Consider the following 25,238-nt stretch of genomic DNA (forward strand, 5'->3'; position numbering starts at 1 on the left):
CCCGGTCCGCCGGTCGCGGCTTGGAGGGGCCCGACGGCTGCGGCTGCGGCTGCGGTGGCGGATTTTTCTCCTTGCTCATGAGCGGTTCCTTACCTTGTAGGTGGGTTGGATGTGAACGGAGTTGAGGGTCCGTCAGATGGCTTCGCTCGGCATGGCAGCACGGAGGCTGCCCGGCGGGGCGTGAAGCCGTTCGGAAGGGCGACGCATGGCTCCCCCAGGGCGCGCAGGAGGCGGCGGTCCCCGGCGAAACGCGTGCGCGCGTGCAGCCAGCGGTGGTTGTCCAGCAGATAACCCTGTCCGGCTTGGAGCGTGAGGCGATGCTGGCTGGCTGTGACGGCACTGCGGAGATGGGGCAGATACGGCCGGACGATCGGACTCCAGCGGGCGAGATCGTCCTGGCGCAGCCGTATGGAAATCCGGCCGTCGGCCTGAATGGTGAAGACCTGGGACGCATGGCCGGTACCCGTCCCGAAGTAGGCGGTCCGAGGCTGGCTGAACGCGATCGCTACTGCTCGGTTCTGACCGACGAGGCGGGCGTAGACATCTAGTCCGTCGGCGAGGAGCGTCTCGCCGCCTGCGGAGGCCGGCTGCAAGCAGACCAGAAGGATCAGGCGCGGCGGGTTGGGGCTACCCGACCTCTCGGTGTGAGCGTGGAGTTCGCCGTTGCCAAATCCGGCGAAGCCGGCGCGGTAGGCATGGCGGCCCGTGTCGTGGATCAGGGTCAGTCCGTCAGGGGCACCGTGCGGGTGGGGCGTGATCGCCATAAACCGGGAGGCGGACGCCAGGACCGCTCGCCGCGTGGTCAGTCCATCGAGGGTGACGAGCCCGGTCTCCCTGAGCTGTGCGGCGATGTCGTCGCTGGCGTGAGGGGCGCGGAGGTTGACGTAGTGGTCGGTGAAGAACCTCTCGGAGCCTGCGGAGGCGTCGGGCATCGCCGTACTCCTTCGATCGGGGTCGGTGTGATCAGAGTGGGAAGGCAGAGTGGTCGCGGTAAAGCGACTGATTGTCGACTCGGACGAATCGGTCGACTGGGTTGTGGGCTAATGGGAGCGTGCTACGTTCCGATGGCCCGGCTCGCACACCGCAGGACGAGGACGTCATGACGTACACGCCGCCGCTCTGGCCCGTCTCCGTGAAGGGCGTTGCGCTCGACGCGCGTGATCGCGTGTTGCTGCTGCGGAACGAGCGCGATGAGTGGGAACTACCCGGAGGCCGCCTGGAGATCGGCACGGGTGACGGCATGCAGCTGCCGGACAGCAGCCCGGAGGCGGCGCTGGAACGTGAGATCCAGGAGGAGACCGGATGGGACGTCGAGGCCGGCCCGCTCATCGACGGTGGTGTGTGGATCTATCAGCCCCTGCCCGGTCGGCGCGTACTGATCGTGACCTACGGCTGCACTGTGCTGACTCCCGACCGGCCCCCGGTCGTCAGCCACGAGCACAAACAGCTGGGTATGTTCAACGCGGACGAGGTACCCGGCCTGAACATGCCAGACGGCTACAAGCAGGCCATCGCCGCCTGGTACCGCTGGGAGAACACCGGGTCGAAGTCCCTGGACACCTACGAGCGGATGTAGCCAACCATGGCTGGGGGTGAAGTGGCGACACGAGTGGGTCAGGATCGGCTGCCACTTCCTCGACCTTCGGCCCGGCACGCCCAGTGGCACTGGGCGACGCCACAGGCCCAGCTAGTCCTCGCCACCGGTGACTTGGCCGCCATCATGCGCTTCTACCGCCGCGTGCACGGCCTGAACCAGACAGCGCTCGGTGAACTCCTCGGCTACGACAAGACGTACATCTCGGCCCTGGAGCTGGGGAAGCGGTCTCTCGACGACATCGGCTCCCGCCGCCGTATCTGCCAAACCCTGTGCCTGCCACCGCATGTTCTCGGCGTCACCGACCCGGCCGACACCGACCACCGGGCCATGCTCCAGTTCGGCGAGTCGACCGTCCGGCTCGCCGATATCGCCCGTCAGTCCGGGCACGCCTCCGAAGCCGTCTCCGAGCTGTGGCCGCTCGTCGCCCGCCTCGAATCTCGCATCGAGGACGGCCGCACCGAGCGCGATGTGCTGCATCTGCTCGCCCGGGCCCGCGTCGGCCTCGGCGTCGCCCTGGGAAACGTACTGCCGGAGGAACACCTCCCCACTGCCGCGCATTGGACGGCCAAGAGCCTGGAGATCGCCGAGTACTTCGAGGACGCGTGCATGACCTCGTACGTACTGCGCATGCACGGCAACGAGCTACGCAAGGCCAACCTGCGGGGTGCGGCCGTCCAACGACTCTCCCGGGCCGTGGCCACCGCCCCGGACGACACCGCTCGCGCCGCTGCACTGCCGCTCCTCGCCCGGGCCGTGGGCGCACTGGGCGATGGTGAACACTTCGACCGCGTGATGCGAGAGACCGAGGGTCTCCTGGACCGCGTCGACCACACCAGCCTGTTCAACCCCTTCTCCCTGCACGAAATCCGCCTGCGCGGCCTCGTCTCCACCGGCCGCACCAGGGCGGCCATGCAGCTGGTGAACCACAGCCCGGCGCCCACGACCGTCGTGGCTCCCCAATGGCGCGTGATCGAGCTGGTGACCGTGGCCCACGTCCAATTGCTCGCCGACGACCGTATGGGCGCCGCCCAGTCTCTGGACATCGCCATCCGGGAGGCGGTGGCACAGCGGCTGCCGCACCAGCTGCAGCGCATCACCCGTACGGCGGAGACACGACTGCCCACCCAGCACGCCACGGCGTCCCAGTCCTTGGACCGGATACGAGGCGAGATGGCCGCCTGAGCACTGGACGAAGAAGAGGCGGGCATGGGCGGAGCAGGAGTCAAACGGTGTACTTCTCGTGGTCGACGGCACGCTCCCACACGGCCTCGAACGCGTCGGAGCACAGCTTGACCACAGCGGGGTGCTCGCTGAATTCCTTGGGCGGATCCGCCCAATCGCCGTCGCCAGTGAAGATGTTGAACTGCACCAAGCGGTCGTCGAACAACCAGAAGTCGGCTCCCGGCAGGGCGATGGCCACAGCCCGCCGACGGGGCAGCCAGCGCACCAGTTCACCCGCTTCGACGTTCATCGGGGTGGTGGCATGCTCCCAGCGGATGTAGTCCGTCACGGGCTCGGAAACAATCCTGGCCCGACGCATCACCACGCCACGGCCAACGGCCTCCCGCACCATACCCAGCCAGTCAGGCCACCACCGTGCCGTCGGGTCGGGGTCGACCTGGCCGGTGCGCTTGAACACCTCGAACTCCTCGGCCTCGTCACCGACGCCGTACGCGTCGCGCATCTCCAGATGCACCGCACTGCGGCGCGTACCGGCCAGCAGCTCAGCGAAGCCCAGCACGCCGCTCTGCGACATCGCACGCCTCCCTCAGAATCGGCACCATGCGGGCCGGGACACGGATCACCGTCTCGTGGGCGGGGATTCCCACCGCGTGGCCGACGACCCACTCCGTACCACTGACCAGTGCCTCCAGCGCTTCCTCGGCCTTGATGCCCTGGAGGGCCAGGTCAGCCGTCTCCTTCTTCCACCCACACCGTCGGCGCCCCCTCGCCCCCGGTGTTGGGGTCGATCCCGATGAACTGTAGGTCCACGATGCCCTCCCGGATCAACTCGGTTGCGGGTTCTTGCGTGTGACGCTTCCGAAAGGTGCAAGGGTCGTCAAGGGCGCCGAGCGAGGTCGGGGCGACGTTGGCTTGAACCCGGCGAGTTCGACCCGCTCAGGGGTCAGGATGGTGTTCATGGTGGTGCTCCTCTCGATTCGCTTCGAGTGGTGCTGTGGGAGTGGTGCCGGGAACGCAACGAGGGACGGGCTGCCCGGAAGTGCTGCCGGGCTGCCTTCACCACAGCAGCGACGCCAGCCGGTGAGACGTCACTGTCCTCGGGCATGGAAGCCGTGCCGTAGAGGAGGAGGTCTTCCAATGGTGCGAGCGTGCTGGCCTCGGCCGGCGTGGCGCCGGCCAGGGGGGAGGCGAGGACCACCGCCACAGCGGCCAGAAGTTCACGGCGTCGCACGGGGTCGTCACCCTCCTCCGGACCAGGATTGCGGCCACCCCTGACGGAGGCAGACCGTCGATGAACCGATGTCGGCGGTTGCCCAGGAGGCGGCACGGCGGAGCGGAGTTCGGGTAGCGGAACGTCCAGTACTTCGGAGATGCGGCGCAGTGCCTCCAGACTATTGACGGGGATCACGTCCCGTTCGGCCTGGGACACCCAGCTCTCCAACTTGTCGATCACCGCGGCCAGGTCCCGCTGTGGCCAGCCCTTGCGCCTGCGGGCCTTGGCGATCGATTTCCCGAGCGTCAGTGCGTTCCCTGCCGCTGGGAGCCCCCGAGGTCCGTGTCCCCACCGCGTAAGCAAGTCACGGCACTGGCGCAAGAGGCCCGGTTGTAGAGGGACATCACGACGACGTAGCGCCACTCAAGGCTCCGGTGCCACCCGCGCGACTCCTCCCAGCTGTGCTCGCCGGGGCGGTGCGTCAACCGCTCACTCCCGGTGATGTCGGCCTGACGGGTACCGGGACGGTGCAGGCGGCATCCACCGTCCGCTGCAGACCGAGGCAACCGCCCGAGCCTTGGCTGGATGGACGCGGCCTCAGCCGGCTGAGGCCATCCGCCCGAGGGCCGGACCCAGCCAGGAGGCCGACCGGGCACCGGTGAATGGACAGGTTGCGGCGGCGGCCAATCCTCCACGGAAACGGCACTGACCTGGGCCGATGCAGAGCCGTCGCGCGGACGGGCGCACCATCGGCGCGTTTTCGCGGGGCCTCGGTCGCTTCCCTGTGCGCACTAATATCCCGCTAATCCCGCACACACGGGACTTCCTGCCGGTTCTAGCCGAGCGCATAATCGACTGGTATTTGCCGGTACAGGTAGCCGGGGTGATCGACGATGGGCTCACCGACCGCCAGCCGGTGCCGCGGCCGTTTCGCGGCCCTGGCCGTCGTGGCCGCCGACGGGGCGCTGACACGGTGGAGCCACGGTGCGCAAGCGCTGCTCGGGTACTCCGCCGCCGAGGTCGTGGGCCAGTCGGCAGTGACTTTGCTGGCGTCACCCCTGCTCGTGTCCGCGCGCGAGCGGCTCGCCGGGCAGGAGGAGTGGGATGAGCTGGTGAAACTCCGGCACCGGCAGGGCCACCGGGTGCACTGCCGGCTGCGGGCACGTCCGCTGTTTTCCGGCAACGGGCGGACCGACTGGCTGCTGGAGGCCGCTCGACAGTCCGAGGAGGAGGACCGCGAGCGCGAAGCGCTGCTCCACCGGGCCTTCGACCAGTCGCCGTTCGCCCTGGCGATCTACGACACCGAGGGCCGGTTCCTGCACATCAACGAGCCCATGGCCCAGCAGATCGCCACGTCGGAGGAAGCGGTCCGGGGCCTGCGGATCACCGAGCACATGCCGGATCCGGGGTTCGAGAAGGCGCAGCGGGGCGTCGACCGCGTAGCGGTGACCGGCCGCCCGGAACTCATCGAGAACTACGTCCGCGTGCCGGGAGAGTCCCAGCCCCACTCCTGGATGGTCTACACCGCCCCGCTCAAGGGCCCGACAGGGGCCGTGGCGGGGGTGCAGCTGGCCGCTCTCGACTTCACCGAGCAGGCCAGGGCCCGTGAGAGCCTGGCGCTGCTCGACATGGCCAGCAGGCGTATCGGCAGCGGCCTGGACGTGGCCCGCACCGCGCAGGAGCTGGCCGACGTAGCCGTACCCGCCTGCGCCGACACCGTCACGGTCGACCTGTTCGACGCCGTGCTGGACGGGGATGAACCCGGCCCGGTCTTCGGTCGCACGCTGGCGCTGCGGCGCGCTGCCGCGCACTCCGCCGTGCCTCTCGTGGCCGACGTCGGCGACGTGTCCTGCTACCCCGCGTCCTCGCCGGTCGCCTGGTGCCTGGCCACCGGCCACGGCGTAGTGCGCCAGATGACCGACCCGGACGTCGCCCGCTGGATGGCCGACGACCCGGACCGTGCCGCTTGGCTCAAGGAGCACCGGCCCCGGTCGTTTCTCACGGTGCCGCTGCGCGCCCGTGGCACGAACCTGGGAGTCGCGTTCTTCACCCGAGTGGAACCCCTGAGCGAGCCATACGGCCCGGACGACCTGAAGATCGCCGAGGAGCTGGCTGCGCGCGCAGCGGTCTGCATCGACAACGCGCGCCGCTACACGCGGGAGCGCATGACAGCGCTCGCACTGCAGCGAAGTCTGCTGCCGCAGGCCGTGCCCGAGCAGGCCGCCGTGGAGGTCGCCAGCCGCTACCTGCCCGCCGACTCCAGGGCCGGCGTCGGCGGTGACTGGTTCGACGTGATCCCGCTCTCCGGTGCCCGCGTCGCCCTGGTCGTCGGTGATGTCGTCGGCCACGGCATCCACGCCTCCGCCGCCATGGGCCGCCTGCGTACCGCGGTCTGTACCCTCGCCGACGTCGACCTGGCCCCGGACGAGCTGCTCGCGCACCTGGACGACCTGGTCATCCGCCACAGCACGGGCCAGGCCGCCGGAGCGAAGGAGCCCGCCGGAGATTTCGGAGCCACCTGCCTGTACGCGGTCTACGACCCGGTCTCCCGCGTGTGCTCGCTCGCCAGCGCCGGCCACCCCGACCCGGCGGTGATGACCCCCGACGGCACCGTGGACTTCCTCGACCTGCCCACCGGTCCACCCCTGGGGCTCGGCGGGTTTCCGTACGAGTGCGTCGAACGCGAACTCCCGGAGGGCAGTCTCCTCGCCTTCTACACCGACGGCCTCATCGAGACCCGCGGCCGCGATCTCGACGTCGGCCTGGACACCCTGCGCACCGCACTCACCGGGGCCGGCTCCTGCCTCCAGGAGACCTGCGACGCCGTCCTCAGCGCGGTGCTCCCCGAGCAGCGCACCGATGACGTCGCGCTGCTCGTCGCGCGTACCCGTGCCCTGGACGCCGACCACGTCGCGGACTGGGAGATTTCCTCCGACCCGGCCGTGGTCGCCGAGGCTCGCGCACAGGTCGCGGCCAAACTCCGCGCGTGGAATCTGGACGACATGGCCTTCGTCACCGAACTCGTCGTCAGCGAGCTGGTGACGAACGCGATACGGTACGCCGCCCCACCCATCCACCTGCGGCTCATCAAGGACGAGTCGCTGATCTGCGAGGTTTCCGACGGCACCTGCACCGCACCCCACCTGCGCCGTGCCCGCACCTACGACGAGGGCGGACGCGGCCTGATGCTGGTCGCCCAGCTCACCGAACGCTGGGGCACCCGCTACAGCGGTACTGGCAAGACCATCTGGGCGGAGCAGCCTCTGCACCCGTGATGAGGCGTGGTCACGTCATGTCACAGCCAGACACTGCCGACGTAGGGGATGACCGCCGAGACCACACCCACGAGCCGCTGCGGGGGGACGATGCCGGGGGCCGGTGTGCGGTTGGCGTCCCCCTTGGTGACGTGGGAATCGCCGTTCTCGCGTTTGATGGCTCCAGCCCCGCTGGGAGTCGCGGTCTGCTGCCCGCTGTCCATAAACCCCGTAGGCATCGGGAAAGTACTTGCATTATTGGAAAGTACTGTCCATGCTGACGGTATGCATGAGGGCCGGACGACCAACCGGCCCTCCCCACACCGGAGGTACACACATGGACAGCACGGGGGACCCGATGGACGCCCGGCAGGCACGGGACGCGCTCGCCGCCGCCTGTGCCGCACGGGTCGCGGCGCGCGAGGCCGGTGAGCGCGGCAGGCCGCTCGGTTACGGCATAGGCCAGGGCCTGACCTTCGCGGTCGGCTTCAGCGCACTGGGCCTGGCCGACCGGGTGCCGCGCTGGGGGATCTGGCTGACGGTCGCCGCCGCGGTGAGCCTGACCGGCTTCTTCGTTCTGATGTGGCTCGGCGCTCACCACGGCGGAGTGACACGCTGGATCCGCCGGGACTCCGGGCCCGGCCGCCCCGCCTGGCATACCTGGGTGGTGCCCTTCATCCCCCTGGCCATCAGCATCCCGGCCGCGATCGTGTACGGCTCGGCCGGCTGGCTCGTCGCCTTCGGCCTGGCCTCCGGCGGGGACTACATCCTGCGCGCGACCTGGCAGGCGGGCACGGCATGACAGGCTCCACAGGCGAGGCGCCGCCCGCTCTCGACCGCGAACTCCACCACCCGACCCGGCTGGCCCTCGCCGCCTACCTCTCGGCGTGCGGCGAGGCGGAGTTCGCCGTCCTGCGGGACTACTGCGAGGTCTCCGACTCCACGCTGAGCAAGACCCTGTCCGCGCTGGAGAAGACGGGCTACGTCAGCATCCGCAAGGGCTACCTGGGCAAACGCCCGCGTACCTGGGCCGCCCTCACCCTCACCGGCCGCAGGGCGCTGGCCCGCCATCTGGCGGCACTGGAGGAGATCGCGGCGGCGGCCCGCCGGGCGGGTGCCGGGACCCAGGACACACCCGGCACCTGAAAGAGCCCCAGCTACTCGTCGTCGACCGTCCGCACCGGAGTCGACTCGCCCGGCTCCAGCGGCTCCGCCAGCTCCGACCGGAGCAGCAGCACGTCGCCGACGAAGAGGTCGTACACCACGATCCCGACCACACCGCCGATCAGCGGCCCGACGATCGGGATCCACCAGTACCCGCTGAACGAGCCGGACACGCTCCCCGGGAAGGCCAGACTCCGCCAGCCCTCGATCCAGGTCAAAAACCGCGGTCCGAAGTCGCGGGCCGGGTTGATGGCGTACCCCGCGTTCGCGCCGTAGGACATGCCGATCGCGGCGACGACGAATCCCACGACCAGCGGCGCGAGGTTGGACTTCACCGCCTGGTTGCGTACGTCGAGGACGGCGGCGATCAGCATGAGCAGGAACGCCGTACCGGCGATCTGGTCGATCAGCGGCCCCCAGACACCTCCATGGAAGTACGGGGCCGGGAACGTCGCGAAGATGGAGAAGGTGGCGTTGGTGTGCCCGTTCACCTTCGGGCCGGCGGCGGCGTGGTCGTAGGCGTGGATCGCGGCGTGGTAGACGAGATAGACCAGCGCGGCACCGGTGAAGGCGCCGAGGACCTGCGAGAACCAGTACGGCAGGACCTTGGCCCAGGAGAAGCCGCGGCGCACGGCCATGGCGAGGGTGACCGCCGGGTTGAGGTGGGCGCCGCTGACTCCGCCGCCCACGTAGACACCGAAGGTGACGGCCAGCGCCCAGCCCCAGGTGATCAACAGCCAGTCACCGGCCGCGAGGAAGATCGTGGTGGGGGTCGCGGCACGGCCCGAACCGGGCAGTGCGGCGACCGCCATCGCGACCACACCGCAGCCGAAGGAGATGAGCACGAACGTCCCGAGGAACTCGGCGAGACACTCGCCCAGCAGCCCTCCCCGGCTTCTGAACCGGGACGGCTTGATGATCGCGGGGATTTCGACAGCCATTCCAGGCCCCCTTGAAGAGAGCGATACGGCCAACATCACCATATTGGCCCACAAAACCCCACCCCGCAGGTTGACGGTGCCCAGTCAGCCCGGCGGGCGCACCGGCTCAGCTGTCCAGGTCGTCGGCGAAGTGCCGGAACCCGTGCCGGTCCCGGTGCATGCCCCACAGCGTCTCGGCCAGCACGGCCGGATCCTTGCGCGCATGCCCCAGCACGATCGCCCCCGGAATCACCAGCTGCGCGACATGGATCCCCTCGCCCGCGAGCCGCTCGTGCAGCAGATGCCCGTACGCGCTCTCCGCGGCGAACGCGATGGACGTCCCCGCCCGCTCGGTGTGCGGTACGACGGCGGTCCCGCCGTTGACGAGCAGGATCGTGCCGCGCCCCAGCCGCCGCATCCCCGGCAGGACCTGCTGCACGGCGGCGACGGCCCCGTACACGGAGAACTCGATGGGCCCGACGAGATCGCGGTGCCCGGTCTCCAGCACGGGCCGCATGAAGTCCCGGTGCGGCACCGGGCTGTACTGCAGCACCTCGACGGTCCCCAGCTCGTCCGCCGCCCGCCGCAGCGCCCCGGCCAGCTCCTCGGGCCTGCGCACATCGGCGACGAAACCCCGGGCCGTGATCCCGCTCCCGCCCAGGTCCCGCACCAGCGCGTCGAGGCGTCCGGCGTCCCGGGCGACGAGGGCGACCGCGAAGCCCTCCCGCCCGAACCGCCGCGCGACAGCGGACCCGAGGCCCGGCCCGGCACCCACGATGGCGATACTGCTCATGCCCGGCATCCGTACCGCACACCGCGCCGCTCCACACACCGGGCCCGCGCCGCTACACGGGCTCGGCCACCCGGGTGCCGGCCGACTGCTCCGCGCGCATCCGCTCCACCTGGGCGGCGGTGACGGCCCGTACGGCGAAGGCTCCGGCGACGGCGGCCGCCACGACGAAGGCGTCGCACAGCTGCAGCTGCCACCCCTCGGTGTAGGCACGCTCGATGATCTGGTCCGTGGAGTCGCGGTACATGATCCCCACCCCGGTGGTCATCCCGATCAGCCACAGCCCCCACCACACATTGACGGAGCCGGGCAGCCTCCGCCCGGGCGCGCTGCTGCGGAACGCGTCGACGACGATCCCCCGCGGAAACCACAGGTTGACCACGGGCACGAACCACCCGAGGAACACCCAGATCCCCAGGTACTTCGGCGTGTCCCCGGACAGCGCCCGTGCGTTCTCCCGCAGCCTGAGCAGCCAGGACAGAAAGAGCATGGCGCAGAGAAACGTCAGCACACCGGCGGCCGACGTCACCAAGTGGTACGAGTTCTCCAGCGAGTTGAGCGGCCGGTGCACCCCGTCGCCCTGGTCCGGCGGCCCGTCGGCCGGCTCACCGGCGACGGCGAGCCGGATCTCCCACACCCCTCGTACGACCCAGGCGAGCCCGGCGAGCAGCAATCCCCCGACAGCCAGCCGCCCGATCGCCTGAACCGGCCGGTACGCGAGCGTACGGGCAGCGGACTGGTCTGTCTGTTCGGTCACCGCCCCATCCTGTCGTACGAAAGCCGCAGGCCACCAGGGCTGTCTCCGTGTGCGCCATCCGTGTGCATCCGTCATGCGTTCGGCCGCGCGTCGGCCGCTCAGCGCTTCGCGTGCGCCGTCCCGCAGCAAGGATGCACCTGTGAGCATCCTCAACGAACCCCATGGTGCCGCCGCGCCCGAGGACTCGTACGAGAGCGAGGTGCCGGTCAGGGGCAGGCAGCCCGGCGGTGTGGTGGTGAAGTGGCTGACGACCACCGACCACAAGACGATCGGCACCCTGTACCTGGCGACGTCGTTCGCGTTCTTCCTGATCGGCGGCGTGATGGCGCTGATCATGCGCGCCGAGCTGGCCCGGCCCGGACTGCAGATCGTCTCCAACGAGCAGTTCAACCAGCTGTTCACGATGCACGGCACCGTGATGCTGCTGATGTTCGCGACACCGCTGTTCGCCGGCTTCACGAACTGGATCATGCCGCTGCAGATCGGCGCGCCCGACGTGGCGTTCCCGCGGCTGAACATGTTCGCCTACTGGCTCTATCTGTTCGGCTCGCTCATCGCGGTCGGCGGTTTCCTCACCCCGGACGGCGCGGCCGACTTCGGCTGGTTCGCCTACTCGCCGCTGACGGACGCCGTCCGCTCACCCGGTGTGGGCAGCGACCTGTGGATCATGGGTCTGGCCTTCTCCGGCTTCGGCACCATCCTCGGCTCGGTCAACTTCGTCACCACGATCATCTGCATGCGCGCCCCCGGCCTGACCATGTTCCGCATGCCGATCTTCGTGTGGAACGTGCTGCTGACCGGTGTCCTGGTCCTGCTGGCCTTCCCGGTGCTGGCCGCCGCGCTGTTCGCGCTGGAGGCGGACCGGCAGTTCGGCGCCCATGTCTTCGACGCGGCCAACGGCGGCGCCCTGCTCTGGCAACACCTCTTCTGGTTCTTCGGCCATCCGGAGGTGTACATCATCGCGCTGCCGTTCTTCGGCATCGTCTCCGAGATCATCCCGGTGTTCTCCCGCAAGCCGATGTTCGGCTACATGGGTCTGATCGCCGCGACCATCTCCATCGCCGGTCTGTCCATCACCGTCTGGGCGCACCACATGTACGTCACCGGCGGGGTGCTGCTGCCGTTCTTCTCCTTCATGACCTTCCTGATCGCCGTCCCCACCGGTGTGAAGTTCTTCAACTGGATCGGCACGATGTGGAAGGGCAGTCTGTCCTTCGAGACGCCGATGCTGTGGGCGGCGGGCTTCCTGGTCACCTTCACGTTCGGTGGTCTGACCGGTGTCATCCTGGCCTCGCCGCCGATGGACTTCCATGTCTCCGACTCGTACTTCGTGGTCGCCCACTTCCACTACGTGGTCTTCGGCACGGTCGTCTTCGCCATGTTCGCCGGCTTCCACTTCTGGTGGCCGAAGTGGACCGGCAAGATGCTCGACGAACGCCTCGGCAAGATCACTTTCTGGACGCTGTTCATCGGCTTCCACACCACGTTCCTGGTCCAGCACTGGCTGGGCGCCGTGGGCATGCCGCGCCGCTACGCCGACTATCTGGCGGCGGACGGTTTCACGGGGCTGAACACGCTCTCGACGGTCGGCTCGTTCCTGCTCGGCCTGTCGATGCTGCCGTTCCTCTACAACATGTGGAAGACGGCCAAGTACGGCAAGCCGGTGACCGTCGACGACCCATGGGGCTACGGCCGGTCCCTGGAGTGGGCGACCTCCTGCCCGCCGCCTCGCCACAACTTCGTCACCCTGCCGCGGATCCGCAGCGAGTCCCCCGCGTTCGACCTCCACCACCCGGACATCGCGCTGGAGGAGCACGAGGTCCACCTCCCGGCGCGCACCGACCGAGGGCAGGGGTGAACGGTCGACCGAGGCAGGGAGCCGACGGCGCACTCGGCAACGAGGTCGAGGGCTACCTGCTCTGGCAGTCCCGGATCGCCGAGGCGGAGCGCCGCGCCCGGGAGTTCGTGCAGCCCATGGAGTGGCTGACGACCGCGCAGCGCGAGGACGTCGAGCGCCGGTACGTCGCCGACGCCCTGCGCCGGGCCCGCTCGGACCTCGAACGCATCGCGGCCCGGTGCGCCTCCCTGCGCACCGAGTACGAGCACCGCTACCACCGCCTGCGCCGCCGCTGCACCGCCCTGACCCTCGCCGTCTGCGCCGCCTGCACGGCGGTGGCCACGCTCCTGCTGATGCTCTAGCCCTTTCCAGGGCCGAACGGCGGGGTCAGGCCATCCAGAAGAAGACCGCCGTCATGCGCTTCTCCTCCAGGGTCTTGCCGTGGTAACCCGTCGCGCTGTGCACGAGGTTGGCGTTGTAGAGGAGGAGGCGGTTGTACGTGTGGGGGACGCGGACGTCTTCCTCGAAGTGGTCGCCCGGGACGAAGCGTGTGCCGAGGGCCTCGACGAGGTTGTTGTGCGGGGCCTGGACGATGTTGCCGCCGAGCCGGCCGCCGGGCAGTGACTGGCGGTAGAAGGCGGTGCCGCAGTCCTTGGGGACGCTCGGGTTGAGGTAGAGGACGGCCGCGTACCGGCACAGTGCGCGCGAGTCGGTGTGCGGGCGGGGCTCGCTCTCGCCCTCGCCGACCACCTGGACGCAGTTGTGGTTGAGGGTGCCGCCGCCGGGCGCCTGCTGCACCCACAGCTCCTTCGCACCGGTGGCCTGCTTCACCAGCCGCTCGACGCGGGCGAGTTCGCCGGGTTCGAGGCCGGGCATGGCCCGCAGGCCGGGCCAGGTCTCGGAGGTGTACGGGTAGCCCTCGACCCAGTCGTCCTTGGCCAGACACCGCTCCCGTACGGCGTCGACCCCGGGCAGGGCGTCGTCGATGACCCAGTAGTCACGGCCCTTGGTGGGCTTGCGGTAGGGCAGGACGGGGAGGGGCGCGGAAGCCGGGGGGCGGGAGCCGGGCGTGCGAGGAGGGGGCTGTGGGGGCATGCGGCGAATCTATGCCAGCGTTCCACCTCGCCTCTCCCGAGGAAAGGTCAACTCTTCTTTACCTACGCCACAGATACGAACGGCCTCCGCATCCGTACTGCTGTGCGTCCGAACCGCCCCGCGCCGTCACCGTGGGCGGGATCCACGACCGGGCAGGAGGCACGGTGCGCTTTTCGCGGAACGCGACGGGAACTCTCTTCGTGGGCGGTGCGATGGCCATGACCCTCGCGGCACTGGCCTACCCGAGCATGCTCGGTCTGAGCAAGGTCGCGAGCGCACAGGACCGCGTCATCTCCAACACCCAGTGGGGACCGCTCACCGAGCAGGACCGGGACTTCGTGGTGAAGGTACGGGCGGCCGGCCTGTGGGAGTACCCGGTGGGGCAGATCGGGCTGCAGAAGGGCACCTCGAAGGCGGTGCTCACGGCCAGCCGGCACCTGGTCGACGGGCACGCCGCGCTGGACACCACCTGCCGCAAGATCGCGCCGATGCTGAACATCACGCTGCCCAACCTGCCGAGCCCCCAGCAGCAGGGCTTCGTCAGCCAGCTGAAGTCGGAGAGCGGCCAGAAGTTCGACACCGACTTCGCCAACATCCTGCGGATGACGCACGGTTCGATCTTCAACACGGTGGCGAAGATCCGCTCCACCACGAAGAACTCACTGGTGCGGGCCCTGGCCGACCAGGCCAACGACACCGTCCTCGACCACATCAGAGTGATGGAGGCGACCGGTCTGGTCGACTTCGACCAGACCCTGTTCCAGCAGACGACCCCGCCGAAACTGCCCAACTCCGACCTGACCCCGCCGCCCCCGGCGGCCGGTCAGCCGCAGGTGGTGCTCACCCCGCCGCCGAACGCGACGTCGACGCCCGCTGACATCAACGGGATCGCCGGGGGCGGAGCCGGCGCTTCGCCGGGTGTGAGTCCTACGCCGACAGCAGGCTAGGTGTGCCCGCCCACCAGCCAGACGGTCGTGTCCGGCGGGAGGGTCCCCCTGCCGTCGAGCGGCGCACTCGTCAGCAGCACCTCCCCCGCCGGCAACGGCACCGGCGTGTCCCCGAGGTTGGTGACGCAGCGCCAGCTCGGCGAGCGGGTGAAGTCCAGGACGGCGGCGGGGGCGTCGGGCGTCCAGGTCAGCGTCTCGCCCTCCAGCAGCTTGCGGCGCAGCCGCAGGGCGGTGCGGTACAGCTCCAGGGTCGAACCGTCGGCCCCCGTCTGCGCCTCCACGGCGTACGACGCGAAGGACGACGGCTGCGGCAGCCAGGCGGCGCACGGCCCGAAGCCGTACGACGGCCCGCTCACCGTCCACGGCAGCGGCACACGGCAGCCGTCGCGCCCCTTGCGGACATGCCCGGTCTGCTCCCAGACCGGGTCCCGCAGCACCTCGGCGGGCAGGTCGGCGACCTCTACCAGGCCGAGTTCCTCGCCCTGGTAGAGGTACGACGAGCCGGGCAGCGCCAGCATCAGCAGGGTCGCCGCACGGGCCCGGCGCAGGCCTGCCCCGGTGTCGATCGCTGGCGCGGTGCCGCCGGACAGCAGCCAGGCCTCCGGGTCGGTACCGGGCGGGAGCATCAGGCGGGAGGCGTGGCGGACGACGTCGTGGTTGGACAGGACCCAGGTGGCGGAGGCGCCGGCGTCCCGCGCGGTGGCCAGCTCGTCGGCGATGACCCGGCGCAGTTCCGCCGCGTCCCAACGGGCCTCCAGATACTCGAAGTTGAAGGCCTGGCCGAGTTCGTCGGGGCGGGCGTACAGGGTGCGGCGGGCGCCCGGCACCCAGGCCTCGGCGACGGCGCTGCGCGCCGGGCGGTAGGCGTCCAGGACCTTGCGCCAGTCGCGGTAGATCTCGTGCACCTCGTCGCGGTCCCAGTACGGGTGGCTGCCCGGCGGGAGCCGCGTCAGGGCCAGCTCGCCGGTGGCGTCCAGGTTCCCGAGGTCCCGCAGCGGCTCGGCGAGATCCTTGGCGAGGCCGTGGGCGACATCGATACGGAAGCCGTCGACACCCCGGTCGGACCAGAAGCGCAGGGTGGTGCGGAAGTCGGCGCGGACCTCGTCGTCGTCCCAGTTCAGGTCGGGCTGTTCGAGGGCGAAGAGGTGCAGGTACCACTCGCCGTCCGGGGTGCGCTGCCAGGCGCTGCCGCCGAACACGGACTGCCAGTCGGTGGGCGGGTGTTCACCGTGCGCGCCCCGGCCGGGACGGAAGACATAGCGCTCGCGGGCCCGCGAGCCGGGGCCGGCCCGCAGGGCCTCCTGGAACCAGGGGTGCCGGTGCGAGGTGTGGTTCGGGACGATGTCGACGACGACCTTCAGACCGAGCCGGTGGGCCTCGCCGACCAGGGCGTCGAAGTCGTCCAGGGTGCCGAGGCGGGGGTCGACGTCCCGGTGGTCGGCGACGTCGTAGCCGCCGTCGGCCAGCTCGGAGGGGTAGAAGGGGCTCAGCCACAGCGCGTCGACACCGAGGGCGGCGAGGTGGTCCAGGCGCTGGGTGATGCCGCGCAGATCACCGAGGCCGTCGCCGTCGGCATCGGCGAAACTGCGCGGATAGACCTGGTAGATGACGGCCTGACGCCACCAGTCGGGGCTCTTGGAGGAGAGGTCTGCCATACGGGATCCCTTCGGGCCGGACGACGCTGAAGAGAATCTGTCCACATTGCCCGGAAAAGGAACCCCCGACCGGTGGCCGGGCCAGGGGCGCGGGAGGCACCGGACAGAATCCCCTCGTGCCCGGAGCTGCCCTAGAGGCGTTCCACCGTGTCCAGGTACAGCTTGACGTAACGGGCCACGTCGACCTCCAACGCGACGTCCACCAGGGCCTGTTCGCGCTTGCCCTGGTGGATCTCGGACTCGCCGGGGCGGGGGCGGCGGTCGACGATCGTCTGGCCGCGCGCCGCGCCGGGGGCGAGGGAGACCTCGACCGGCAGCAGGCGCGTGGTGATGCCCTGCGGGTCGGCGACCGCGCACACCGCGCCGGCGTCGCCGAGTCCGCCCGCCTCCTCCGCCTCCGGCTCCTCGCCCTGCGCGGCCGGCCGGTGCGCGAGGAGTTCACCGGCCAGGCGGGTGCCGGGGTCGCTGCTCTGCCGCAGCCGGTGGACGTCCGGGGCGTCCACGACGACCTGCATGAAGACGTCGAGGCCGTACATCGTGATCGGGACCCCGGCCGTGAGCAGGATCGCCGCCGCCTCCGGGTCGTGCCAGACGTTGAACTCGGCGACCGGCGTGGCGTTCCCGATCTCGACCGCGCCGCCCATGAAGACGATCCGCTCGATGTTGCGCGTCACCTCCGGGTGGGTGCGCAGCAGCAGGGCGATGTTCGTCAGGGGCGCGGTGGGGATCAGGGTGACCGGGCGCGGGGAGGCCAGGATCTCGCGGCGCAGCAGGGCGACGGCGTCCAGCTCGGACGCGGTCCGGGTCGGCGCGGGCAGGCCCAGGTCGCCCATGCCGTCGGCGCCGTGCACATGCTGCGCCGAACGGGCCGGTTCGAGCAGCGGGCGTTCGGCGCCCCGGCCGACCGGGATCTGCGGGGCGCCCGCCTGCTCCAGCACCGTCAGGGTGTTGCGGACCACGCCGTCGACGTCCGTGTTCCCGGCCACGCAGGTCACCGCCCGCAGATCGAGGCCCGGGTGGCGTACGGCGAGCAGCAGCGCGAGGGCGTCGTCGACGCCGGTGTCACAGTCGATGATCACGGGGATGGGCTGACCGGTCACTGCGGACTCCTTCGTCGTACAACACCAATACCGATACCGACTCCGACAGCAGCACCCTAGATCAGTCCCACAGCGCGGTGCCGCGCGCCGCCACCCGACAGGCGATCCGGGACAGCAGCTCGGGCACCGGCAGCGCGCCGGGCCGGCGGCCGTCCCGCAGCCGTACGGCGGCCAGTCCCGCACCGGCCTCGCGGGCGCCGATCACCGCCTGGTACGGCACCAGGCGCCCGGCGCGGATCCGGGCGCCGAGGGTGCCCTCGGCGGGCCCCGCGAGTTCGGCCCGCAGGCCCAGCTCCCGGGCCTGCCGTACGACCGCCGCCGCCTGCTCCTCCTGCTCCTCGGCGACCGGCAGCACCACCAGCTGGACGGGTGCCAGCCAGGCCGGGAAGGCACCCGCGTGCACCTCGACGAGATGGGCGACGGCCCGCTCGACGCTGCCGATGATGCTGCGGTGCACCATCACCGGGCGGTGCTTGGCGCCGTCCGCGCCGATGTAGTGCAGGTCGAAGCGGGCCGGCTGGTGGAAGTCGATCTGCACGGTGGACAGGGTGGACTCGCGGCCGGCCGGGTCGGCGATCTGCACGTCGATCTTCGGGCCGTAGAAGGCGGCCTCGCCCTCCGCCTCCTCGTGCTCCACCCCGGCCTCGGCGAGGACCTCCTTCAGCAGCGCGGTGGCCCGCTGCCACAGCTCCGGGTCGGCGACGTACTTGCCGCCCGCGCCGGGCAGCGACAGCCGGTGCCGTACGGCCTCGATGCCGAGGTCGGCGTAGGCGCGGGCGATCAGCTCCAGCGCGTCACGCGCCTCCTGAACGGCCTGCTCCAGGGTGCAGAAGATGTGCGCGTCGTTGAGGTGGATGGCCCGGACCCGGGTCAGCCCGCCGAGGACACCCGACAGCTCCGCCCGGTGCATGCTGCCCAGCTCGGCGATGCGCAAGGGCAGTTCGCGGTAGCTGTGGGAGCGGGAGCGGTAGATCAGGGCGTGGTGGGGGCACAGGCTCGGCCGCAGCACGACCTCGTCCGCGCCGAGCCGCATGGGCGGGTACATGTCGTCGCGGTAGTGGTCCCAGTGCCCGGAGATCTCGTACAGCTCCCGTTTGCCGAGCGCGGGCGAGTACACATGCCGGTATCCGGCCCGGCGTTCGGCCTCGCGGATGTACTCCTCCAGGGTGTGCCGGACGACCGCGCCGTCGGGCAGCCAGTACGGCAGGCCGGCGCCCATCAGCGGGTCGGTGTCGAACAGGCCGAGTTCGCGGCCGAGCCGGCGGTGGTCGGGCAGCTGGTCGTTCATGGGGGCCTCCTTGGCGGGAGAGGCGAACACCCCGTGACATGCCAGAAGCCCCGGGGCGTTCGCCCCGGGGCTTCGATGCTGGTCAGGTGTCAGCGCGCCGGGACGGTGTCCGGCGTCGTCGTGCTCTTCGGGCACTGCTGGGCGCGCTGCATACGGCGACCGTAACAGGGCCCGAAGTCAGAGGTCGAGGCGTTTTCCCCGGGTGGCTCACCCGGCCCCCCGGCGGCTCACCCGGACGGACCGTCGCGCTGGTGGGGCGGTCGCGGCGGTGGTGCGGTGGAGACCAGGCACACCTGCCGGGACCCCGCCCCGGGGCTCCGTCGGCTCGCAGTCCAGGCTCGCTGTCCGGGAGGCACCTCGATGATCTCGATGCCCTCATTGGCCTCGTTGGCCGAGGCGATACGCCCCCGTCGTGTGCGGCTCTCCCTCATCGCCGCCGGCCTCATCGCCGTCGGCGGCTGCGCGGCCCTCGGTCTGCGGCAACCGGCGACCGCGCCCCAGCCCCTCCCGACGATCGACAAGCCGCCCCCGACGCCGAAGGCGCCCACGCGGCCCGACGGCTCCACCCTCACCGACGCGCAGGCGCAGGCCGCGCTGATCACCCCGGCCGACCTCGGCGCCCCCTGGACGGCGAGCGGCGGCGCGGCCACCTGGCGGGACGGGCTGCTGAAGGCGACCACCTCGGCCGGCCAGTGCCAGCGGCTGCTGGAGGCCCTCTACACCGACGAACTCCTCGGCGGCCCCGCGCGCGTCACCATCGCCCTGGACAACACCGACACCAACGCCCAGCTGCGCTACCAGATCGCCTCCCGCCGCCCCTCCGACGTCGACGCGACGCTGTCCTGGCTGAAGACGCTGCCGGACCAGTGCGCGCGGTTCGCGGCCACCACGCAGACCGGGATGCAGGAGGACGTCCGCGTCACCGAGGCCCCGCTGCCACAGGTCGGCGACGCGCGCCAGGGCCTGCACATCAGCCTCGACGCCACGAACTCCGACGACCAGGAGACCGTGCTCTCGCTGGACGTGGCCGCGGTCCGGGTCGGCCAGGACGCGTACGCCTTCACCAACGGCGGCCTGGGCGACGTGGCGAACGACGCGACCCAGGTCGCCGTGCAGGACGGCGCCCTGCACCTGGCGGACGTCCGCAGACAGGGCCGGGCCCAGGTCTGACCCTGACGGGCTCAAGGGCCCGGGGGCTCACAGGGGAGGCTGGGCCGGGGCCGGGCCCAGGGTCGTCGTGCCCGGCGTCGTGCGGTGGCCGAGGCCGGTGCGGTAGGCGTCGAGGGCCGCCTCGATCCGGCCCGTGCGGCGCAGCAGGTCACCGAGGAGACGGCACAGGTCGGCCAGGTCGCCGGCGGCGCCCGCGCGTTCCAGCAGGCTGAGCGCGCGGACGTAGTGCTCCTCGGCGGCCTCACCGTCCCGGGCGTCCTCGGCGATGATGCCGAGGAGACGGTGGGCCGCGGCGGCGTGCACCGCACCCCGCTCGGAGGAGAAGTCACCGAGGACGCCCCGGAGCAGCTCGGCAGCCTCGGCGGACTTGCCGCGGCGGTGCAGCACATCGGCGAGTTCCACGGCGACCTGGCTGCGGTAGAGAGCGGCCCTGCTCTCGGCGAGCATGGCCTGCGCCTGCCGCAACTCTGCTTCGGCGCCGTCCAGTTCGCCGTTCTGGGCGCGGACGTAACCGCGCATCCAGTGGCAGTTGGCCAGCTCGGTGCGCAGCTGCAGCTGGCGGTACAGCTCGGCCGCCTTGGCGAGGGAGGCGTCGGCCTCGGCGACCCGGCCCTCGGCGATCAGGGTGCGGGCCACCGAGCGGTGCATCCGGGCGATCAGCGCGGGATCGCCGGCCTGCGGCGCGAGCGCGAGCGCGAACTCGGCGGCCTGGGCCGCGCGGGCGTGCGCGCCCATGTCCATGTACGGGCCGATGGCGCTGGCGTAGAGCAGCAGCAGGGCGTCGGGGTCGTGCAGTCCGCCGCGGTTCAGCTCGTCGAGGGTGGACTCCAGGAGGTAGACGGCGTACCGGAGTTCACCGGCGAGGTAGTGCGAGACGGCACGGCCGCGGACGGCCGGTACGCGCACCGGGAGCGACTCGTCCGCGAGGCAGGCCTCGGCGCGCTCGAAGTACTGCCTGGCCGGTGTCAACTCACCGGTCTCCAGGGCGCATTCACCGAGCCCGAGCAGTGCGGTGGCCTGCTCGCAGCCGAGTCCGTGCCCCTCCGCCTCCGCGAGCAGCCGCGCGTACTGTACGGCGGCCTCCTCGGCCCGGCCGTCGGCGAGGACCCGCTGGGCCCCGGTGAGCCGCAGCCGCAGATCGGTGGCGAGATGGGCGGGCCGGCCGACGGCCAGCTCCTCGTAGGCCACGCCGAGCCGCCCGGCGATGTGCCGCAGCGCCTCGTCGGAGGCCCGGACCCGGCCGGCCTCCACGGTGGAGATGTAGGCGGGTGTGTAGGCGGGCTCCGCCAGCTGTCGCTGCGTCAGCCCACGCTGGGTACGCAACTTCTGCACACGCCGCCCGATGACCGCCGGATCGTCCCGCTTCCGCATCGCCGCCCCCACCAACTCACCTTGACAGCCTTGCCGTTGGCTCGTACAGCCCCTAGGTTAAACGGCGAATTAAGTCTGCTTAATAGGTCGCTGTTGTGTTGCGAGGTCACCGTGCCCGGACGTACATCCGCACCCTACGAACGGCAGAACACAAGGTATGTCCGCGGCGTCGCCGCCGCGGTGGTGGCCGTGGCCGCACTGATCACGGCAGCGAACGCGAGCCCGGCCCACGCGGCGCCGCGCCCCCCGGCCGCCGCCCAGCCCCCCGGTGCGTCACCTCAAGGCGCCGACGAAGGCAGCCCACGCGCCGGGGGCCACCGCGAGGTGGGCCGCGTCGGGGTTCTTCGAGTCACGGACGGCGACGAGGGCGGGGAGGTCGGCAATCTCGACGCATTCCCCTCCGCTGCTCCCGCTGTACGAGGACTTACGCCACTGAGCGCGGGCCAGATCCAGGTTGCTCCCCATAGCGTTCCTCCATCACGCGGGTGATCAGCGCCGCCGACTCCCTCGGGGAGAGAGCCTCGGCCTGGAGGCGAGCGTAACCGACCGAACGCTCCTTGATTACCTGAGGATTGGCCGTCATGTGACCCGAGTCGTAACTCTCGCTGTAATGCAGGTCCGGGTGGCCCTCGAAGCGCAGGACCGTGAATGACCCCATCATTCCCGCATGCTGGCCCACCGAGAATGGCAGCACCTGTAGCTCCATCCACGGCTTCCCGAAGATCTTCAAAAGGTGGGCAAGCTGCTCCCGCATGACAGCTCGCCCGCCGATCTCCCGGTACAGCACGGCCTCGTCCAGCACCACCCACACCACCGGCGGCTCGTCCCGCTGCAGTATGCGCTGGCGCTCCATGCGGGCCGCCACCATCTCGTCAAGCTTGTCCGTGTGCTCCACGCTCAGCACGGCCTGCGCGTAAGCCTCCGTCTGAAGCAGCCCGTACACCAGCTGGCATTGATACGTGGAGATGTACGTCGCCGCGGCCTCCATCTCCGCGAACGGCTGGAACCAGCTCGGCAGCTGGCTCCGCAGCACCAGCCCCACCAACCGTGAGAAGAAGCCGTCCGTCAGCAGCGCCGCGTCCACCCGCTCGGCGAACTCCCTCGTCGGCACCTTCAGCGTCGTTTCGATCTGGCAGACCAGTGAGGCCGTGCAGAAGATGACCGTGCCCAGTTCCTTCTGGGTCAGCCCTGCCGCTTCCCGCTTTCTCCGCAGCTCGTAGCCGAAGTAGTCCAACGGGGAAGCGGCGGGGTCGAGTTCGCGCACATTCACCATGCACCGAGCGTAGCCAAGCGACTCCACTCCGGTGATGAAAATCAATTGATTGGCCCCGGGGGACGGATGTCCAAACAACTTCCTGCCTCGGCCTCGCCTGCAGTGACGTACCTACGGTCGCTCCGTGAAGACAACGTAACGTCCGGACAAATATTCGGAACCCTCCCCCCTGCCCTGCCGGAGGCCTACGCTTGCGCGCATGACCTCCGATGCCGCCCGTACGGCCCTGGACCTGACCGCCGAACTCCCGGTGACGGACCTGGAGGACCTCTACCGGGATCTGCACCGCCACCCCGAGCTGTCCCTGCGCGAGCACCGCACCGCCGCCACGCTGGCCGGCCGGCTGAAGGACGCCGGGTTCGAGACCGCCGAGGGCGTGGGCGGCACCGGTGTCGTGGGCCGGCTCGGCAACGGGGACGGGCCGACGGTGCTGCTGCGCGCCGACATGGACGCGCTGCCGGTGCGGGAGGAGACCGGACTGCCGTACGCCTCGGAGGCGGACGGGCTGATGCACGCCTGCGGGCACGATCTGCACGTCACCTGGCTGACCGGGGCCGCGACGGCGCTGGCCGCCGGACGGGACACCTGGCGGGGCACCCTGCTGGTGATCGGCCAGCCGGCCGAGGAGACCGGGCAGGGCGCGGCCGGGATGGTCGCGGACGGGCTGTACGAGCGCTTCGGCCGCCCGGACGTGCTGCTCGGGCAGCACGCGGCGCCCGGTCCGGCCGGCCTGTACCCGCACGCACCGGGTCTGATCATGTCGGCGTCGACGGAGGTCGACATCGTGGTGCGCGGCCGGGGCGGGCACGGCTCGCGCCCCGAGGCGACCGTGGACCCGGTGGTGACCGCCGCCTACCTGGTCACCCGGCTGCAGACGGTGGTGTCGCGGGAGCTGGCGGCCGGCGAGTCCGCCGTGCTGACCGTGGGCCGCATCGAGGCCGGCACCCGGCACAACATCATCCCGTCCGAGGCGCGCATCTCGCTGAACCTGCGCAGCCAGTCCGAGGAGGTGCGGCAGCGGATGCTGGCCGCGATCCGGCGCATCGCGCAGGGCGAGTGCCTGGCCGCCGGCTGCCCGCGCGAGCCGGAGGTGACCATCGGCAGCACCTCCCCGGTGACCGTGAACGACGCGGCCACCGACGCCACCGTGGCCGCCGTGCACGGGGAGGTCTTCGGCACGGACACGGTGTTCGACCCGGGCCCGGCGATGGGCAGCGAGGACTTCCCCCAGCTGGCCGTGGGCGACTCCATCCCCTACTCGTACTGGTTCGTGACGACCACCCCGCCGCAGGTGTGGGACCGGGCGCCCGGCGACACCTTCCCGGAGAAGTTCGCGGCCGTACCGAGCAACCACAGCCCGCACTTCGCACCCGACCCGGCCACGATCGGCCCGGGGGTGCGCACCCTGGTCTCCGGGGCCCTGGCCATGCTGTCGACGGCATGAGCAGGTGCTCGACGCGTGGCTACGGGGCCGCCTGGAGCTGACGCAGGTGCTGCCGGACGTCCTCCAGCGCGCCCTGGCGGCGGCCCGGCACCCGGAGTCTCAACTCGGCCAGCGCGGGCCCGAGTTCACGGGCCGACGCCGCCTCCGCGATCCGGCCCCACTGATGGTGCGCCCGGTCCGCGGCCGCCTCCACGGCGGGCGAGTCCGCCGCCTGCCCCGCCCCCAGCCGCACCCCGGCGACGCCCAGCCAGGCCCTGCAGCTGCGCACCGGATCCCCCGCGAACATCGCGAGATCGGCCCGGACTTCGGCCCAGTGCAGGGCCGCGTCGGAGGCGGGACCGCAGGCGGCCACGGCGAGCCGCTCGTGCTCGGCGGCGAGCACATCGGCTTCCCCGTGCCGCCCTCCCCGCACGGCGGAGCTGATGGCGGTGTGGGGATCGACGACCGGCGGGTGGGCGAAGGGGGGTCCGGGGGCGGCGCCCCCCGGTATGGCCAGCACCAGGTCCCGGTTCGCGCCCGACTCCGCGACCCGCGCCCACGCCTGCTCGTGCAACGCGGGCAGCGGCGGCCGCTGCCCGCTCCTCAACAGCGTCGCCACCGCCTTCATGTACGACGCCTCGGCCACGCCCCGCCGCCCGGGCGCCCCCGCCACACGGCCGTAGACAGCGGTGTTCGGACCGCAGTCCAGCCCGCGCTCGACGACGTACTGCCAAGCCTCGCCGTCCGCGTGCAGGTCCACGACGAGCGCCGTGTCCGCGGCGGAGCGCAACCGAACACCGGAGGCGATCGTGGCCATGAGGCCGCCGAGCGCGACCAGGACGAAGTCGCCGAGACCGGCCTGGTACTGGCCCGGCCAGGCGCTGTCGACGGCGATGTACGTCACCACCGCCAGCACGGCGAAGGCGCCCGTCGCCCACACCCCGCAGATCGCGGCGGCGCTGCCGGGGACCAGCACGATCCAGGTGATGATGCGGAACCGTTCGGTGGTGTTGAGGTCCAGCAGCACGATGCCGGCGAACAGCAGCAGGGGCGGCACCCAGGCGATGCTCCGGCCGCGCAGGCGCAGCAGCTGTCCGCGCCGCCCGTACTCGATCTCCGTCACGGCGGGCAGCGCTCCATGACCTCAGAGAAACACGGGAGGCAAGCGGCCGCATCCGGGCCCTGGCCCGGCCGACTTGCCG

The 25,238-nt window shown here is 71.0% G+C and carries 24 protein-coding genes and 1 pseudogene; 10 read left to right on the plus strand and 15 right to left on the minus strand.

Annotated elements, in window-relative coordinates:
- Positions 1-89: 89 nt before the first annotated feature.
- On the minus strand, positions 90-932 hold the full coding sequence (locus tag AB0L75_RS05565) for a TauD/TfdA family dioxygenase (protein WP_365175621.1): 843 nt from the start codon (positions 930-932) through the stop codon (positions 90-92).
- A gap of 167 nt (positions 933-1,099) precedes the next feature.
- Here AB0L75_RS05565 and AB0L75_RS05570 point away from each other — a divergent pair, with 167 nt between their 5' ends.
- Together AB0L75_RS05570 and AB0L75_RS05575 are read left to right on the plus strand one after the other, a co-directional pair.
- On the plus strand, positions 1,100-1,576 hold the full coding sequence (locus AB0L75_RS05570) for an NUDIX hydrolase (protein ID WP_365175623.1): 477 nt from the start codon (positions 1,100-1,102) through the stop codon (positions 1,574-1,576).
- A gap of 132 nt (positions 1,577-1,708) precedes the next feature.
- Positions 1,709-2,779, plus strand: coding sequence for a helix-turn-helix transcriptional regulator (locus tag AB0L75_RS05575; RefSeq protein ID WP_365175625.1), 1,071 nt, complete (start codon positions 1,709-1,711; stop codon positions 2,777-2,779).
- A 40-nt stretch (positions 2,780-2,819) separates the two neighbouring features.
- Here AB0L75_RS05575 and AB0L75_RS05580 read toward each other — a convergent pair whose 3' ends face one another.
- A complete protein-coding gene (locus AB0L75_RS05580; RefSeq protein ID WP_365175627.1) occupies positions 2,820-3,353 on the minus strand; it encodes a DUF6879 family protein in 534 nt (177 codons plus the stop codon).
- Positions 3,322-3,589 (minus strand): annotated as a pseudogene (locus AB0L75_RS05585) (hypothetical protein). The gene AB0L75_RS05580 and the pseudogene AB0L75_RS05585 overlap by 32 nt, the downstream one beginning before the upstream one ends.
- Before the next feature lie 1,296 nt (positions 3,590-4,885).
- Here AB0L75_RS05585 and AB0L75_RS05590 point away from each other — a divergent pair.
- Positions 4,886-7,267, plus strand: a complete 2,382-nt coding sequence (locus AB0L75_RS05590; RefSeq protein WP_365175629.1) for a SpoIIE family protein phosphatase — start codon at positions 4,886-4,888, stop codon at positions 7,265-7,267.
- Between the two features lie 20 nt (positions 7,268-7,287).
- Here AB0L75_RS05590 and AB0L75_RS05595 read toward each other — a convergent pair whose 3' ends face one another.
- Positions 7,288-7,485: a hypothetical protein gene (locus tag AB0L75_RS05595; protein WP_365175631.1), complete on the minus strand. Its 198-nt coding sequence runs from the start codon at positions 7,483-7,485 to the stop codon at positions 7,288-7,290.
- A gap of 98 nt (positions 7,486-7,583) precedes the next feature.
- On the opposite strand from AB0L75_RS05595, the gene AB0L75_RS05600 reads away from it, so the two are divergent.
- Positions 7,584-8,048, plus strand: a complete 465-nt coding sequence (locus AB0L75_RS05600; protein ID WP_365175633.1) for a hypothetical protein — start codon at positions 7,584-7,586, stop codon at positions 8,046-8,048.
- A complete protein-coding gene (locus tag AB0L75_RS05605) occupies positions 8,045-8,392 on the plus strand; it encodes a transcriptional regulator (protein WP_365175635.1) in 348 nt (115 codons plus the stop codon). Before AB0L75_RS05600 ends, AB0L75_RS05605 begins: the two co-directional genes overlap by 4 nt.
- Positions 8,393-8,403: 11 nt before the next feature.
- Here AB0L75_RS05605 and AB0L75_RS05610 read toward each other — a convergent pair whose 3' ends face one another.
- From AB0L75_RS05610 to AB0L75_RS05620, 3 genes are all read right to left on the minus strand, one after another.
- Entirely contained in the window at positions 8,404-9,351 is a 948-nt protein-coding gene (locus tag AB0L75_RS05610; protein ID WP_365175637.1) for an MIP family channel protein, read from the minus strand.
- Between the two features lie 106 nt (positions 9,352-9,457).
- Entirely contained in the window at positions 9,458-10,123 is a 666-nt protein-coding gene (locus tag AB0L75_RS05615; protein ID WP_365175639.1) for an SDR family NAD(P)-dependent oxidoreductase, read from the minus strand.
- A 52-nt stretch (positions 10,124-10,175) separates the two neighbouring features.
- Positions 10,176-10,877, minus strand: coding sequence for a DUF4328 domain-containing protein (locus tag AB0L75_RS05620; protein WP_365175641.1), 702 nt, complete (start codon positions 10,875-10,877; stop codon positions 10,176-10,178).
- Positions 10,878-11,016: 139 nt separating this feature from the next.
- Between AB0L75_RS05620 and ctaD the strand changes: the two genes are divergently transcribed.
- Both ctaD and AB0L75_RS05630 read left to right on the plus strand, forming a co-directional pair.
- Positions 11,017-12,735: a cytochrome c oxidase subunit I gene (gene ctaD / locus AB0L75_RS05625; RefSeq protein ID WP_365175643.1), complete on the plus strand. Its 1,719-nt coding sequence runs from the start codon at positions 11,017-11,019 to the stop codon at positions 12,733-12,735.
- A complete protein-coding gene (locus AB0L75_RS05630; protein WP_365175645.1) occupies positions 12,732-13,076 on the plus strand; it encodes a cytochrome C oxidase subunit I in 345 nt (114 codons plus the stop codon). The genes ctaD and AB0L75_RS05630 overlap by 4 nt, the downstream gene beginning before the upstream one ends.
- A gap of 25 nt (positions 13,077-13,101) precedes the next feature.
- On the opposite strand, the gene AB0L75_RS05635 is transcribed toward AB0L75_RS05630, so the two are convergent.
- A complete protein-coding gene (locus AB0L75_RS05635) occupies positions 13,102-13,809 on the minus strand; it encodes a DUF6445 family protein (protein ID WP_365175647.1) in 708 nt (235 codons plus the stop codon).
- Positions 13,810-14,009: 200 nt separating this feature from the next.
- Here AB0L75_RS05635 and AB0L75_RS05640 point away from each other — a divergent pair, with 200 nt between their 5' ends.
- Positions 14,010-14,756 carry a DUF4142 domain-containing protein gene (locus tag AB0L75_RS05640; protein ID WP_365176468.1) on the plus strand — a complete coding sequence of 249 codons (747 nt, stop codon included), beginning with the start codon at positions 14,010-14,012 and terminating at the stop codon, positions 14,754-14,756.
- On the opposite strand, the gene AB0L75_RS05645 is transcribed toward AB0L75_RS05640, so the two are convergent.
- From AB0L75_RS05645 to thrS, 3 genes are all read right to left on the minus strand, one after another.
- Positions 14,753-16,411 carry a glycoside hydrolase family 13 protein gene (locus tag AB0L75_RS05645; RefSeq protein ID WP_365175649.1) on the minus strand — a complete coding sequence of 553 codons (1,659 nt, stop codon included), beginning with the start codon at positions 16,409-16,411 and terminating at the stop codon, positions 14,753-14,755. The genes AB0L75_RS05640 and AB0L75_RS05645 overlap by 4 nt on opposite strands.
- Positions 16,412-16,542: 131 nt before the next feature.
- Entirely contained in the window at positions 16,543-17,511 is a 969-nt protein-coding gene (locus tag AB0L75_RS05650; protein ID WP_365175651.1) for a nucleoside hydrolase, read from the minus strand.
- A 61-nt stretch (positions 17,512-17,572) separates the two neighbouring features.
- Positions 17,573-18,799, minus strand: coding sequence for a threonine--tRNA ligase (thrS, locus tag AB0L75_RS05655; protein WP_365175653.1), 1,227 nt, complete (start codon positions 18,797-18,799; stop codon positions 17,573-17,575).
- A 360-nt stretch (positions 18,800-19,159) separates the two neighbouring features.
- Between thrS and AB0L75_RS05660 the strand changes: the two genes are divergently transcribed.
- The gene (locus AB0L75_RS05660; protein ID WP_365175655.1) at positions 19,160-19,969 is read left to right on the plus strand and encodes a hypothetical protein; all 810 of its coding nucleotides are present in this window, start codon (positions 19,160-19,162) and stop codon (positions 19,967-19,969) included.
- A gap of 27 nt (positions 19,970-19,996) precedes the next feature.
- Here the strand turns inward: AB0L75_RS05660 and AB0L75_RS05665 are convergent, their stop codons facing one another.
- The 3 genes from AB0L75_RS05665 to AB0L75_RS05675 all read right to left on the minus strand — a co-directional run bounded on the left by AB0L75_RS05665 (position 19,997) and on the right by AB0L75_RS05675 (position 22,613).
- Entirely contained in the window at positions 19,997-21,340 is a 1,344-nt protein-coding gene (locus AB0L75_RS05665; protein ID WP_365175657.1) for a tetratricopeptide repeat protein, read from the minus strand.
- A gap of 273 nt (positions 21,341-21,613) precedes the next feature.
- Positions 21,614-21,805, minus strand: coding sequence for a DUF397 domain-containing protein (locus tag AB0L75_RS05670; RefSeq protein WP_365175659.1), 192 nt, complete (start codon positions 21,803-21,805; stop codon positions 21,614-21,616).
- Complete coding sequence (locus AB0L75_RS05675; protein WP_365175661.1) at positions 21,765-22,613, minus strand: helix-turn-helix transcriptional regulator; 849 nt, start codon at positions 22,611-22,613, stop codon at positions 21,765-21,767. Before AB0L75_RS05675 ends, AB0L75_RS05670 begins: the two co-directional genes overlap by 41 nt.
- Positions 22,614-22,812: 199 nt before the next feature.
- Here AB0L75_RS05675 and AB0L75_RS05680 point away from each other — a divergent pair, with 199 nt between their 5' ends.
- Positions 22,813-24,057: an amidohydrolase gene (locus AB0L75_RS05680; protein ID WP_365175663.1), complete on the plus strand. Its 1,245-nt coding sequence runs from the start codon at positions 22,813-22,815 to the stop codon at positions 24,055-24,057.
- A 19-nt stretch (positions 24,058-24,076) separates the two neighbouring features.
- Here the strand turns inward: AB0L75_RS05680 and AB0L75_RS05685 are convergent, their stop codons facing one another.
- Entirely contained in the window at positions 24,077-25,159 is a 1,083-nt protein-coding gene (locus tag AB0L75_RS05685) for a hypothetical protein (protein ID WP_365175665.1), read from the minus strand.
- Positions 25,160-25,238 lie beyond the last annotated feature (79 nt).

It is taken from the genome of Streptomyces sp. NPDC052101, from assembly GCF_040680235.1.
Classification (GTDB): Bacteria; Actinomycetota; Actinomycetes; order Streptomycetales; family Streptomycetaceae; genus Streptomyces.